Annotated in this window: 12 protein-coding genes; all 12 read right to left on the reverse strand. The window is 48.8% G+C overall.

Annotation, left to right across the window (positions count from 1 at the left end; all coding sequences use genetic code 11):
• Positions 1-3: 3 nt before the first annotated feature.
• Positions 4-1,263 carry an ACP S-malonyltransferase gene (fabD, locus tag ACFSUC_RS08155; RefSeq protein WP_379929051.1) on the reverse strand — a complete coding sequence of 420 codons (1,260 nt, stop codon included), beginning with the start codon at positions 1,261-1,263 and terminating at the stop codon, positions 4-6.
• Between the two features lie 350 nt (positions 1,264-1,613).
• Positions 1,614-4,031 (reverse strand): ABC transporter permease, encoded by a 2,418-nt coding sequence (locus tag ACFSUC_RS08160; protein WP_379929052.1) that lies wholly within the window; start codon positions 4,029-4,031, stop codon positions 1,614-1,616.
• Complete coding sequence (locus ACFSUC_RS08165; RefSeq protein ID WP_379929053.1) at positions 4,032-4,838, reverse strand: ABC transporter ATP-binding protein; 807 nt, start codon at positions 4,836-4,838, stop codon at positions 4,032-4,034.
• 30 nt (positions 4,839-4,868) lie between these two features.
• Positions 4,869-5,618, reverse strand: coding sequence for a DUF4097 family beta strand repeat-containing protein (locus ACFSUC_RS08170; protein ID WP_379929054.1), 750 nt, complete (start codon positions 5,616-5,618; stop codon positions 4,869-4,871).
• On the reverse strand, positions 5,611-6,162 hold the full coding sequence (locus ACFSUC_RS08175) for an HAAS signaling domain-containing protein (protein WP_379929055.1): 552 nt from the start codon (positions 6,160-6,162) through the stop codon (positions 5,611-5,613). The genes ACFSUC_RS08170 and ACFSUC_RS08175 overlap by 8 nt, the downstream gene beginning before the upstream one ends.
• Entirely contained in the window at positions 6,155-6,478 is a 324-nt protein-coding gene (locus tag ACFSUC_RS08180) for a PadR family transcriptional regulator (protein WP_379929056.1), read from the reverse strand. The genes ACFSUC_RS08175 and ACFSUC_RS08180 overlap by 8 nt, the downstream gene beginning before the upstream one ends.
• Positions 6,479-6,694: 216 nt before the next feature.
• Positions 6,695-7,819 (reverse strand): molecular chaperone DnaJ, encoded by a 1,125-nt coding sequence (gene dnaJ, locus ACFSUC_RS08185; protein ID WP_379929057.1) that lies wholly within the window; start codon positions 7,817-7,819, stop codon positions 6,695-6,697.
• 112 nt (positions 7,820-7,931) lie between these two features.
• A complete protein-coding gene (dnaK, locus tag ACFSUC_RS08190) occupies positions 7,932-9,779 on the reverse strand; it encodes a molecular chaperone DnaK (protein ID WP_379929058.1) in 1,848 nt (615 codons plus the stop codon).
• Between the two features lie 66 nt (positions 9,780-9,845).
• Complete coding sequence (gene grpE / locus ACFSUC_RS08195) at positions 9,846-10,478, reverse strand: nucleotide exchange factor GrpE (protein WP_379929059.1); 633 nt, start codon at positions 10,476-10,478, stop codon at positions 9,846-9,848.
• Positions 10,479-10,527: 49 nt separating this feature from the next.
• Entirely contained in the window at positions 10,528-11,565 is a 1,038-nt protein-coding gene (gene hrcA, locus ACFSUC_RS08200; RefSeq protein WP_379929060.1) for a heat-inducible transcriptional repressor HrcA, read from the reverse strand.
• A 118-nt stretch (positions 11,566-11,683) separates the two neighbouring features.
• Entirely contained in the window at positions 11,684-12,145 is a 462-nt protein-coding gene (locus ACFSUC_RS08205; protein WP_379929061.1) for an N-acetyltransferase, read from the reverse strand.
• A gap of 60 nt (positions 12,146-12,205) precedes the next feature.
• Complete coding sequence (gene hemW / locus ACFSUC_RS08210; RefSeq protein WP_379929062.1) at positions 12,206-13,381, reverse strand: radical SAM family heme chaperone HemW; 1,176 nt, start codon at positions 13,379-13,381, stop codon at positions 12,206-12,208.
• Between the last annotated feature and the right edge of the window lie 55 nt (positions 13,382-13,436).

A 13,436-nucleotide genomic window follows, 5' to 3' on the forward strand; every position in this document is an offset into this window, starting at 1 on the left:
CTCCTACCTCAGATTGCTTAATGCCTGGTTCCGTTCCTCAGGAGTGGCATTTTTGGTGATCAATACGGTTTCCAGCAGCTCCATTGCTTGCTCAACTTGGGCAAGAGAAGGAAGCAACTGTCCCTGATCGATCTGTTCAAGCATTAACCTCAGTTGCGCACACAAATGAAAAATGGTGGCGGATTGTTGATCCGGTAATTCACATCGGTTAGGCGTGACTACTGCTTTCATATAACAATATTCGATCTTGCTGGCGATGGGTTGTACAGAAATTGTCGATGTTGTCGAAGATATCGTTGATGCCGAAGTTTTAGGAGATGTCGTTGATGTTTTAGGAGATGTCGAAGATATCGGAGATGATGGCTGTTCATAGGAAAAAGCTTGAATAGCCGGGATCGCTCTGCTGAAAAGTCGGCTCAATACCTTTCCAGGTCCTAATTCCTGAACACGCTCAATACCCTGAGCCTGCAAATAATGCATGGTATCCCGCCATTTAACAGGCTGTACCATCTGCCTGACCAGATGCTCCACGATATCCGCTTTGTGCCGCGGATAGGGCTCTGCTGTCACATTGGATAAAACCGGGTATTGGAAGGGTAAAAATTCCGTCTGATCGAGCAGAGTTCTCATCTTGTCAGCTGCCTGCTGCATGAGTGGGCTGTGAAAGGGACCGCTCACGGGGAGTCGATACGTTTTGCACCCGAGCTGCTCCAGCTTGTCCATGACAAGCCTCATCGCATCGGGGTGTCCGGACAGTACACACTGCTGGTCTGAATTGTGACAAGCGATGCCAACTGGCTGAACAGACGTTGACACCTTCCTGCACCATTCTTCTAATTCCTGCTGACTTGCCCCGGTCACGGCCACCATGATACCAGACCCATTCAGACTGGCCTCTTCCATCAAGATCCCGCGTTGCCTCACCAGCCTGATGGCGTCAGCAAATGGTAACGCACCGCTGCAGGAGATCGCCGTATATTCGCCCAAGCTGTGACCGGCCATAAAAGCTGGCTGCCATTCGTGCCTTTGTGTATAATGCTCATAGGCCATCACGCTGACAGTAAAGATGGCGGTTTGTGCATATTGTGTCTGATTGAGCCTCTCTACACTTCCTTCCAAGCATAAGCTTTGCAAATCAAAGCCCAGTAGATCGTTCGCCTCTTCAAATCTTCGTCTCGCATTCGTATCCTGGTCCCAAAATGCCTTTCCCATCCCGACATATTGCGACCCTTGTCCGGGAAACAGGAAAGCTGCCTGTTTCATATTCGTCCAACCTCCCTTCACTGGATGTGCGATGCAGCTAACTCCGTGTGAAATGGAAAGTGAAATGTATTTTGTATATTTTTTATGTATTTTGTCTTTTCTATCATCTTCCTTTAGCATTCTATTCGATCTGATAATGAATGTAAATAGCGAAAAATGTCTTTTACAATTTTAATAATTTAGTCCCTTTTTCTCGAATTTTGACTTACGCAGGCATGAAAAGTAAAATCTTTCAGCTAACAGGTACACGCTATATGGCCCTTATGGGCAAATATATAAAAAAAAGACCATGTGCGAATATACACACATAGTCCATTAGTCCCGATTTTATGAAAAGTTGGTAAAACGGGTCATCCTTCCGCAATCAGGCTCCCTGGTGAACCCTTTTCAACGGTACCGGAGGCCATCCATGCGCCTAAACCCGCACATGCAGCGGCGGTGGGCAAAAGCAGTCCAATTCCGACCCAATGATACAACAGCGGCATTTGTACAATCCCGTAATCGTGCAGCACCACCTGGATCAGCTTGGGCAAACCGATAGCACCTGATCCCACACCGATCGCCGAACCTATTCCAGACAGGATAACAACCTTGCATACATATCCGCTTCTAATCTGTGCGGAGGAAATCCCCAGCGTCTTGTATATGCCAAATCGCCTGCTGTTTTTTTTCATGGCAATTCGATACATCCCGTACACAAGCGCAAAAGTGATGAAGAAGAACAGACCGATGATAAACAGAACGGGGAGGATAAAAATGACCACTGCCTGGGCAAATAATTCGTCCACCAAATCCTCCTGCGACGCCATCCAGATTTGGTCACCGTATGTTGCTTTCATTTCGTCAATAAAGGCAGGCACAGCCGATTCTTCTTTCAGATTGATCAGGAAGGTTTGCCAATCCGAATCCGTTACCTGTGACTCGACGGATGCTGCCGTCATACGAGCAGAATAAGACAGATTGGCTATCGCCTGGTACGTCCCTGTAATCATATAGGTTTGCCTTTGCCCCTTTATATACAAATCAACGGTATCTCCGATCTGCTTGTTCATCGTTTTGGCCGCATTGACCCCAATGGTCAATTCATTTGCCTTCCGCGGGTGTCTTCCTGTCAGATTTACCATCCCCATATCAGCTAAATGCCCGTCAACAGCCATAATTGAGATGCGTACATTTCTTTTTTCGACTGATGAAGTCCCTGCCTGTGATCCTTCGGTAAACACCCCGTTCAACTCAGCAATCCGACTGACGTTGCGAACCCGCTCATCCTGCTGCATGTGCTGCAGCCACTCCTTGGAGGACATGGATGAAGACTCTTCCACTGTCATGGAAATATCCGATGAATCATACCCCCACTGTGCGATGGTAGAAGGAATCGAAATGAGACTGAAGATAAAGATAAAACCAAACACCAGGAGCGCCGTTGTCATCATAGAAATGACCACAACCAGCCATGAGCCCGTTCGATGCTGTTTCACACTGTTCAAACCAATGGAGAAAAAGATTGGCAGTTTCCAAAAGCGCTGTATGCCGTACCGATTTCCTTTTTCCCCCTTGAACCCTCTATGACGCTTGTTCTCTCCTTTCAGTCTTCCGTGCTGAATGGCCTGAACGGGCTCTAAATGAACAGCGCTTCTGGCTGCATACATCGCGGTACCCGCAACCATGAGCAACATGAAAACCCCTACTGCAATCGCATATCCCCAGAAATCAATCGGCAGAATGCCATCCCCTGCCTTCAGAAATACCCAGGATCGCTCTATAATTAGACGGGACAGTATATCACTCAGCACAATGCCGGGTATGAATGCGGCCGCTGCCAGACTGACCGCCTGTAAGATATATACCGAGGCAATCTGATAGGGCGTGAGTCCAAGGGATCGGACAATGCCGATCGTACGGTAATCAGAAACAATCGCATCCGAGATCGTAAATCCAATGGTATACAAGGCAATGATCAACATCATGGCTGCAAACACAATCATGATAAAGCCGATCATCCGATTCGTCACGAGAAAAAAGGAAGAGAGCTGGCGTTCATCGATCAACGTTTCCAGATAAGGAGTGTCAAAAAACTGCTCAAACTGCTGCCAGTACGTATGAATCTGCGAAGTGTCCTCAAAACGCAAGGCAATCATATAGGAATCAGGTACCGAACGTGCTGCTGTCATCGCTTCATAATCTTCTGCATGCAGCCATATTCTGGCTGTCGTAGTGAAGGGGGAGCTGAAAGGAAGATCCATGACAATGGCAGATACTTGAAGTGGGGGCGAGTTGTCATCCAGATTGAATTGTACCTGGTCTCCGACTTCGATATGATGCTGCATGGCCAGTGAGGAGGGAATCCATATACTCCCCTTTGCAGGTGACTTCTCCCCAGATTGGTCCGCGAACAACAACTGATCGACTGGGCCAGGTTGCGGTGGCATTTCCATCAGCATGACTTCCAGATTCGGAATATCCTTCTGTTCGAACGTGAGACCATTCAAGGATTGATATCGGAGCGGACGATTTGCCATCACTCCTTCCTGCTGACTCCACCAGGCAGCCGTACGTTCCGGGTCATGCAGACCCTGTTCCAATTTTAGAATCTGATGCGATCCCTGAACCTGTTCATGTATATCCGCATACCGTTTTCCCGTATTGTTTATGACCACAACGGCCGTCACAAACAGTAACGCACAGAGAAACAGGATCATGACCATGAAGCTGTTTTGCAGGATACGCTTTTGCATGTACGATCTGATTAACAACCATACGGCCGTCATTTATGTGCACCTCTTCTGCGAGGAACTGGCGAGAATAGAGAGAATGTCCGCTTCTCTCTTCTGTTGCTCATTCGCCTCATATTTGCCCAATCCTACAATCTGATCGACCATGCCATCCTTCACGACCAGCAACCGGTTCGCCCTGCAAGCTGCTTTTGCATCATGCGTCACCATGACAATCGATTGTCCCTGCTGATTCAAATCCGTAAAAATATCGAGGATGCGTGTTCCCTGCTCCTGGCTCAAAGCGCCGGTAGGTTCATCCGCGAACAGGATCTCAGGCGAATTGATTAACGCCCGGGCAATGGCAGTCCGCTGTTGTTGTCCTCCTGATACTTGGGAAGGATATCGATGCTGCAAACCGATGATCCCCAGCTCCACCATACAGGCATGCGCTTTTTTCTCAGCCGCCTCTTTTCTCATGCCGGCAATATAGGCCGGAAACAGGATGTTCTCCAGGATCGTCAAGTCAGGTACAAGATGGAAAGCCTGATACACACACCCCATCTTGCGAGAGCGAAACTGACCCAGCTCTTTCTCCGAGCGTTGATCGATTCGCTGTCCTTTAAAATAAAGTTCACCTGTCGTCACCCGATCCAGCCCACTCAAGAGATGCAACAGTGTAGACTTCCCTGAACCGGATGGTCCCATAATGACGGTGAAGTCCCCGGCATATATGTTCAAATCTGTTTCTTTCACGCCATAATGCAGTCGTTGTCCAGATCCATATACTTTGGACACCTTGGTAGCGCGCATGAGCACTTTGTGATCCCGCGCGCCCAATGTCGCGATTGAAAGCATCATCATCCCCCTGTTCATATGGTTTTCAGTTGCCGCTTATTTCGATGACAAAGTAAGATCGCCCGTATCGCTTTGAAGTTCAACTAACGGTCCTTGACCAGATTGATACACCTGTTCAGGCAAATTCACCTCAATCGAACCGCTGTCCGTGATCAGATTCGTGCGAATCGCCTCTGGCATACGGGTTGTTGTCACCTGTATGTCTCCCGTGTCCGTCACGATCGAAATCGGTGCCATGATCTCTTCCAGTTGCAGCACAACCTTCCCCGTATCCGATACCGTTGTCACCTGCCCGCTCGGAACAGCTGCCTCAATGTGTCCGGTATCACTTTGCAGTCGATAGGTGTCAGCTTTGACCTGCTGCAAATCGATAGGTGCATCCTCGGTGACAATGTGAATCGATTCATAGGTCCCTTCCGGTATTCCTACCTGCAACTCCAAATTGTTGTAAAATTCAAAAAAATGAAAGCCTGTTTGCTGCTTGACATGAATCTGAAGCTGTCCCCCGACTTGCGAAAGATCCAGTGTGTAATCATCCTTCCATCTCTTCGTTACCTTCCCGGTCATCGTGACCTCCACACTCGATCCCTCAATTTGTTCGACTTGCACACTGCCCAGCCTGGAGTCAATGTTAATATGTCTGACCTCATTTGCATCTATGGATTCGGATACATCCACGTTCTCCAGATTAAAAGGGGACTGCCCCGTGATGTACAAGATGACATTGCCAATGATCGCAATTCCGATGAGCACAACCGCCCATTTCAGCCATTTCTTTTTATTCATGTTTTCCAACCCCCGTTTTCTTGATATTCCAGCGCAAGTAACGCAGTCCAAAGCGATAATAGCCTCGCGTTAGCCGATTCATTCCCAGTAACAGCAAGACCCCAATCCCCATGAAGCCCAACATGTTGAACGACGACAGGACGAATTCAGTCGAAAAGCCGTCCTGAATCAGATAGACCAGCGGTGAACCTAGCAGCAACAGACTAATGCCATACAGGAGACCTATTGCCACAAGGGAGAGCAGAAAGGGAAGCAGGACAACTAGCAGATTGAATACCCCGAGGCTTGCCGTCGCCATCACTGCCCTCGACAGGTTTCTCATCGTTGGTTTTTGTTCCGCGCGATCGATTTGCAGCTCTGCCATAATTTCTGCTGCAATCTGCTGCGGCTCTCCTAGCCGCCTTGCCACTTCTTCCTCTGCTCGTCCTTCCTGGACCGCATGATCAAAATGCAAGGCATAATCCTGTATGATGTCTTCCGTATCCAGGTTCTGAACGGAATTCAAATGCTTGCGCAAAGCTTGCAAATACGCGTGCTTATTCAAGTTGCATCCCCTCCTCTATCATCTCTGTAACACCCTCAGAAAACATCTTCCATTCCTTCACCATCTCCTCCATCATCTGTCGACCATCATCTGTCAGCCGATAATATTTGCGGGGAGGCCCTTCAGTGGATTCGGCCAAATATGTGGAGAAAATCCCTTCACTCGTCAGACGTTTCAGCAGCGGATAGATCGTCCCTTCCGCAATGGCAAATTTTCTGGAAATCTCCTCTACGAGCTCATAACCATAGCGGTCCTTGCTCGCCGTCAATACGAGCACACAGAGCTGTAGCACTCCTTTTTTGAATTGAACATTCATCAGCTATCACCGTCGCTTTACTTAGTACCTAACAATACAAGGTACTGAACTATGTATAGCTTAACATGAAGAATGTTCCAAAGCAAGTGGGAATTCAGTATTTTTTGGAATTTTCCCTGTCCCGTATATTGGAAAGATTGCCTAAAAGGGATAATAAAAAACCGCCCGGGTTAGCGGACGGTTCATGAAGGTGATCCTGTCATACAGCGTTTGAATTTATTCACCCAGAAATGCTTTTTTCATGCGATCGAAGAAAGACTGGTTTTTCTCGTGGGTATGTTCCCCGCTCTGCTGGGCAAATTCTTTGAGCAGTTCTTTTTGTTCTTCGCTGAGATTGGACGGGGTGACGACGACAGCTTTCACATGCTGATCGCCTTGACCATAGCCGCGCAATCTCGGCACACCCTTCCCTTTCAGACGGAAATAGGTGCCCGTTTGGGTTCCAGCCGGAATCTTCAGCTTCACCTTACCCGTGAGGGTCGGTACTTCGATCTCGTCGCCCAGCGCAACCTGAGCAAACGTCAACGGTACTTCACAATAAATATCATCGCCTTCGCGCTCGAAGAACTCATGTGATTTCACCCGGATTACAACATAGAGGTCACCCGGCGGCCCACCGCGAGTTCCAGCTTCGCCTTCTCCCGATACGCGCAGCTGTGCACCATCGTCCACGCCAGCCGGAATTTTCAGATGAATATTGCGTTGTTTTTTCAGCTTGCCACTGCCGTGACAGGTCGCACATTTCTCCTTCACAATCTTGCCTTGACCGTTACAGGTGGAACATACACGGCGATTAACAATTCGGCCGAATGCCGTATTCTGTACCACTTCCTGCTGGCCGGTTCCTTTACATACGGAACAGGTTTCCGGCTTGGTGCCTCTCTTCGCTCCCGAACCACTGCAATCGTCACAGGTTTCCGTACGCGGAATCTGGATGTCCATTTCTTTTCCGAATACCGCTTCCTTGAATTCAATGGTCATCGTATATTGCAGATCTGCTCCGCGCTTTGGCGCATTCGGATTGCTGCGGCGACCGCCGCCGCCAAAGAACATATCGAAGATATCCCCGAAACCTCCGAAATCTGCTCCTTCGAAACCACCACCGCCAAAGCCGCCCTGATTCGGATCAACATGACCGTACTGGTCATATACGGCCCGCTTCTGATCATCACTCAGCACGTCGTAGGCTTCTTTCACTTCCTTGAACTTCGCCTCTGCATCCGCTGCTTTATTCACGTCGGGATGGTATTGGCGCGCCATCTTGCGGTAGGCTTTTTTGATGTCCTCTGTGGAGGCATCCTTTCCCAAACCCAGGACTTCATAAAAGTCGCGCTTGCTCATTGTTCCACTCCCATCTGGACTACAAAGCGAAAGTCAAAGCCTGTGGACAGACTTTGACTCCGCTTCATTCTACTGCTTGTTTCATCACATCTTGCGATTATTATGATTGTAATTATTTTTTCTCGTCTTCGTCAACTACTTCGTAATCCGCATCGACGACATTATCTTTGCCTTTGCCTGACTGCTCGGCTCCGCCTTCAGCAGCCTGACCTTCCGCATTCTCCTGACCCATTTGCTCATACAGCTTGACTGAAAGCTGTTGAACGGTTTCGGTCAAGGATTCGGTCGCTTTCTGAATGGCTTCCAGATCGTCGCTTTCCAGAGCCTTCTTCAGCTCTTCTTTCCCTGCATTGGCTTTTTCTACTTCCGCAGCGTCTGCCTTGTCTCCCAGATCCTTGATCGTTTTGTCGACCGTGTAGAGCAACTGATCTCCCTGGTTTTTGGCTTCTACGAGATCCTTGCGCTTGCGGTCTTCCTCAGCATGTACTTCAGCGTCCTTCATCATTTGATCGATTTCATCATCGCTCAAGCCGCTGGAAGAAGTAATGGTAATCTTCTGGCTCTTGCCTGTGCCCTTGTCTGAAGCCGATACATTCACGATACCATTCGCATCGATGTCGAAGGTCACCTCAATTTGAGGCACTCCTCTTGGCGCTGGTGGAATGTCACCCAGCATAAAGCGTCCAAGGGTTTTGTTGTCAGCAGCCATGGAGCGCTCTCCCTGCAAGACATGAATCTCAACGCTGGTTTGATTGTCCGCATACGTGGAGAAAATTTGCGATTTGCTGGTCGGAATTGTCGTGTTGCGTTCGATCATTTTGGTAGATACGCCACCCGCTGTTTCAATACCGAGAGACAAAGGCGTTACGTCCAAGAGAACAACATCCTTGACATCACCGGTCAGGACACCTGCCTGAACAGCTGCACCAAGTGCAACAACCTCATCCGGGTTTACTCCTTTATGTGGATCTTGCCCGGTCAGCTTCTTCACCGCTTCCTGAACAGCCGGAATCCGTGTGGAGCCACCAACCAGTACCACTTTGTCGATCTCGGAAGGCTGAAGACCTGCATCCTTCAACGCTTGGCGAGTAGGACCCATTGTACGCTCTACCAGATTCTCGGAAAGCTCTTCGAATTTGGCACGAGTCAGGTTCAACTCCAGATGCTGTGGTACGCCGTCCGCTACCGTAATGAACGGAAGGGAAATAGTCGTCGTCATCACACCGGACAATTCTTTCTTCGCTTTTTCCGCGGCATCTTTCAAGCGCTGTACAGCCGCCTTGTCCTTGCTCAGGTCAATGCCTTGCTCTTTCTTGAACTCGGCTACGAGATGATCGATGATCACCTGGTCAAAGTCATCCCCACCAAGTGTGTTGTCCCCACTGGTCGCTTTTACTTCGAAAAATCCGTCGCCAAGCTCCAGAATGGACACGTCAAATGTACCGCCACCGAGGTCATAGACCAGAATCGTCTGATCTTCCTGCTTTTCGAAGCCGTAAGCGAGAGCAGCTGCAGTCGGCTCATTCACAATACGCAGCACTTCCAGACCGGCAATTTTCCCTGCATCCTTGGTCGCTTGACGCTGGCTGTCATTGAAATAGGCTGGTACGGTAATAACCGCCTGGGTAACCGTTTGGCCCAAATAAGCTTCGGCATCTGATTTCAATTTTTGAAGAATGATAGCAGAGATTTCTTGCGGCGTATAGTCCTTGCCTTCGATTGTTTCTTTATGGTTGGAACCCATATGACGCTTGATGGAGATAACGGTACGGTCCGGATTGGTGATAGCCTGACGCTTCGCTGTCTCACCGACAATGCGCTCTCCGTCCTTTTTGAATCCTACGACGGAAGGAGTCGTACGGTTTCCTTCCGGATTAGGGATAACCACAGCTTCTCCGCCCTCCATGACGGCTACACAAGAGTTGGTGGTTCCCAAGTCAATCCCGATTACTTTACTCATCTTTCGATTTACCTCCTCAGGTTGGTTGCATTATGATCGTCTTGCCCTTGTCACTCATCTATCCTATTAACTGCTCACTTTTACCATAGCAGGTCGGATTATTTTGTCCTTGAGCATGTATCCTTTTTGAAGTTCCTCGACCACGATACCTTCTTCATGATCCTCGGATTCCACTTGCATGACCGCTTGATGCAATTCCGGGTTGAAAGGCTGGCCTACGGCCTCAATAGGCTTGATTCCCTCCTGCTCCATCAACTGACCAAGCTGTCTGAGAATCATGTCCAGTCCCTTCTTCAGGGCATCATAATCGTCAGAGCTATTGCTGGAGTTCACCGCACGCTCGAAGTTGTCCACAATCGGCAGGAGCTGTTCCATCACTTTGGAAGAAGCATACTTGGCTGTCTCTTCTTTCTCCTGGCGTGATCTGCGTCTGAAATTGTCAAACTCAGCTTGCAGGCGAAGATAACGGTCCTTCTGCTCTTCCAGCGCAGCTTGAAGCTGACTGTTTTCACTGCCAGCGTCTGTTTCTTCCGAATTAGCGTCGGCGGTGTCTTCCTGTGCCTCAGCCTGCTCGGCTGTCTCCGGCTCATGCAGTTCGTCCTGCGCATTCATGTCGGTGTCAGCGGTTTGTTGCTCATCCGCAGAGGATGTATATGTACCCTCCGCAGCTTCATTATGCTTCACTTCCTGTTCACTCACTCTATCTTCACCTCCTTAACAGTTTTGCCACAAGCTCATACGCCAATTCTTACCCGTAGTGTTTGGACAACAATATAGCCAAATCCTTGGATAAATAATCTAGCAGGCTGATGACACGCCCATATTCCATACGAGTAGGACCGAGAATTCCGATCGTACCCAGGGTATGCCCTTCTACCGAATAGCTGGCTGTGATAAAGCTGCATTGATGAATCGCCTTGTTCTGGTTTTCTGAACCGATTCTGACCTGAATGCCTGAATGCTGCTCCTTGCCTGCATCAAACAGCTTGGCGACTGAACCGGACTGATCGAGCAAATCCAGCAGGGTTTTTACTTTATCGACATCCTTGAACTCAGGCTGTGTCAAAATATTGGTCGCACCGCTCAAAAAGACGCGATCCTCGATATTTTTCTCTGCCAGCAGATGATTCACAATGAGCATGAACTCCTCATACTCTCCGATATGCTGAATGAGCTCTGCATGAATTTCTTCATACAGCTTCGTTTTGACGCTCACAAACGGAATATCCTTCAGCTTGGCATTGAGAATATTGACGAATTTCTGCAATTCGCCAATGGGCATTCCAACGGGGATGGAGAACAGTTTGTTCTCTACATGACCGGTGTTGGTCACGATAATAGCCACCGCCGTTTCTTCATTCAAAGGCACCAGCTGAATATGCTTCAGGCTCATGTGCAAAATTTGCGGCCCAAGCACAATCGAGGTGTAATTCGTTAAACCCGATAAAATCGAAGCAACATGCTGGATGATTTTTTCCGTTTGATTCATGCGCTCCGAAAAAAAAGTGCGCAGCGTAGAAAGCTCATGCAAAGACAAATCATTATAATGAAGCAGATGATCGACATAATAACGATAACCTTTGTTGGACGGCACACGACCTGCAGAGGTATGAGGCTGTTCCAGAAACCCCAGCTCTTCCAGATCAGACATTTCATTTCGAATCGTGGCAGGACTGTATTGGACATCTCCTCTTTTGGAGATGCTTCTGGAGCCTACAGGTTCTGCAGAACGGATATAATCATCGACGATGGCGTTTAGAATCATCCTCTGTCTATCTGTCAGCATCGTTAACCCCCCTCGTGATCCTTCTTTCATGCTGCTGTTGGTTGATCCGTTAGCACTCAATCTTGTAGAGTGCTAATTGCTAATACAAAAATACCAAACCGACTTGATTGTTGTCAAGTCAGTTCAGCTTTTTCAACACCGCAATTTCATCACAGCAATGCTGCTTTTTGCAGTTGATGCAATCCTTCCACACCTTCTCGGGAAAGATCTCCTTGTCTACAACCTTGAATCCGTTTCGTTCAAAAAATTTCACTTCATATGTGAGAGCCATCAGCTTGGGAATACCTTGTCTTCGTGCCTCAGCTTCAAGCACTTCGACGATCCGGCTTCCTATCCCCTTCCCCTGATGACTGTGGTTGATGCCTAGCGAGCGAATCTCTACCAAATCCTGACCTAATCGGCACAGGGACCCGCAGCCTACCATGCTTCCCTCATCCTCAGCGACAACGAAATCAGCCAGCTGAGCGATCAGCATTTCTCTGCTGCGAGGCAGCATGATGCCCTGTTCTGCATAAGACTGAATCAGTTGGTATAGCTCTTCCACATCATTTAATTCCGCTTTCCTGCAATGAACTGCCATGAAGTCTCACCTACGTTCCGTGCATGATAGGAATAAATATACGGTATAGAGCATAAATAATCAAGATGTTTTTTCAGCCGTCAATACCCCGACGAAGGCTGCAAATATTTCATTTCCGATCGGGATGGCATCCGTTGCAATCCGATAGCCCTCTTCCTGCTCCACGAGCCATTTCTTCTGCAATAGATGACGGATCACATCGCCAAAAACCGATTCCATTGAGCAGCCGAACTGGTTCACAAAATCCTGTTGTCTGACACCATCGAGCATCCGCAGACCCACCATCATGAAATCTTCCATCGCTTCCTCTCTGGATACCGCAAAACGTTCCAGTCGCGGCAAGCCTTGCCTGGCGGCTTCCATATAGGCTTTGACGCCTTTGACATTGACATGTCTCGTTCCATCCATATAACCATGTGCCCCTGCTCCAATGCCATAATAGCGCTGGTTGCGCCAGTACATCTGATTGTGCCTGCTCTCATAACCCGGGATGGCAAAATTGCTGATCTCGTATTGCCGATAACCGGCAGCGGACAGGGTCTGCATAATCCATTCATACATGCGCAGCTCTTGTTCCTCTTCAGGGAGCGGCAATTCATTTCTTTCATAGAGCGTATGGAACAACGTCCGTTCCTCCACCTTCAGGCCGTAGAGCGAATAATGCGTCAGACCAAGCTCCAGCGCTCGCGCCAGGCTTTCCTGGACATGCTCGATGGTCTGCCGGGGCAAGCCGAACATCAGGTCGATCGAAACATTTTGAAATCCGACCTTTCTGGCTGTTTCCAGACTGCGGTACACATCCTGGGCGTCATGTATGCGGCCGATAGATTTCAACAGCTGATTCTGGAAGGTTTGCACGCCAAAGCTCATGCGATTGACGCCACCCTCATACAGAATTCCGAGCTTCTCATCATCGGTCGTCCCCGGATTGGCTTCTGAGGTAAATTCAAGCTGTGGAGCACGCTGCGGAAAATATCGGTCTATCAGCGACAGCAAATAGGTCATCTCTTCCTTGTTCAGAGCGGTCGGTGTACCTCCCCCGATGAAGATCGTCTCGATCTCGCCAGGCGGCACCTCCTCGACCGTCTTTTTCATCTCCTGCTCCATAGCCTGCAAGTAATCCATTACCGGCTGTCCTTCCAGCGCATACGTGTTGAAATCACAGTAAAAGCACTTATGCATGCAAAAGGGGATATGAACATACAGGGCTTTGGGTGCAGGTTCTCGGTCAGTCATTTTCATCCCATCCTTTTCTCATGTTCATCTCCCAGAGCGTCGTCTTTCCTGCCAC

Origin of the sequence: Marinicrinis sediminis, assembly GCF_042685085.1 — a bacterium.
In the GTDB taxonomy this organism is placed as follows: Bacteria; Bacillota; Bacilli; order Paenibacillales; family KCTC-33676; genus Marinicrinis; species Marinicrinis sediminis.

Bases quoted from the DNA above. Each gene is read 5' to 3' on its own strand.
- hrcA (WP_379929060.1), bottom strand. From the start codon at position 11,565: ATGCTGACAGATAGACAGAGGATGATTCTAAACGCCATCGTCGATGAT.
- ACFSUC_RS08180 (WP_379929056.1), bottom strand. From the start codon at position 6,478: ATGAATGTTCAATTCAAAAAAGGAGTGCTACAGCTCTGTGTGCTCGTA.
- hemW (WP_379929062.1), bottom strand. From the start codon at position 13,381: ATGACTGACCGAGAACCTGCACCCAAAGCCCTGTATGTTCATATCCCC.
- ACFSUC_RS08160 (WP_379929052.1), bottom strand. From the start codon at position 4,031: ATGACGGCCGTATGGTTGTTAATCAGATCGTACATGCAAAAGCGTATC.
- dnaJ (WP_379929057.1), bottom strand. From the start codon at position 7,819: ATGAGCAAGCGCGACTTTTATGAAGTCCTGGGTTTGGGAAAGGATGCC.
- ACFSUC_RS08165 (WP_379929053.1), bottom strand. From the start codon at position 4,838: ATGATGATGCTTTCAATCGCGACATTGGGCGCGCGGGATCACAAAGTG.
- ACFSUC_RS08170 (WP_379929054.1), bottom strand. From the start codon at position 5,618: ATGAATAAAAAGAAATGGCTGAAATGGGCGGTTGTGCTCATCGGAATT.
- ACFSUC_RS08205 (WP_379929061.1), bottom strand. From the start codon at position 12,145: ATGGCAGTTCATTGCAGGAAAGCGGAATTAAATGATGTGGAAGAGCTA.
- fabD (WP_379929051.1), bottom strand. From the start codon at position 1,263: ATGAAACAGGCAGCTTTCCTGTTTCCCGGACAAGGGTCGCAATATGTC.
- dnaK (WP_379929058.1), bottom strand. From the start codon at position 9,779: ATGAGTAAAGTAATCGGGATTGACTTGGGAACCACCAACTCTTGTGTA.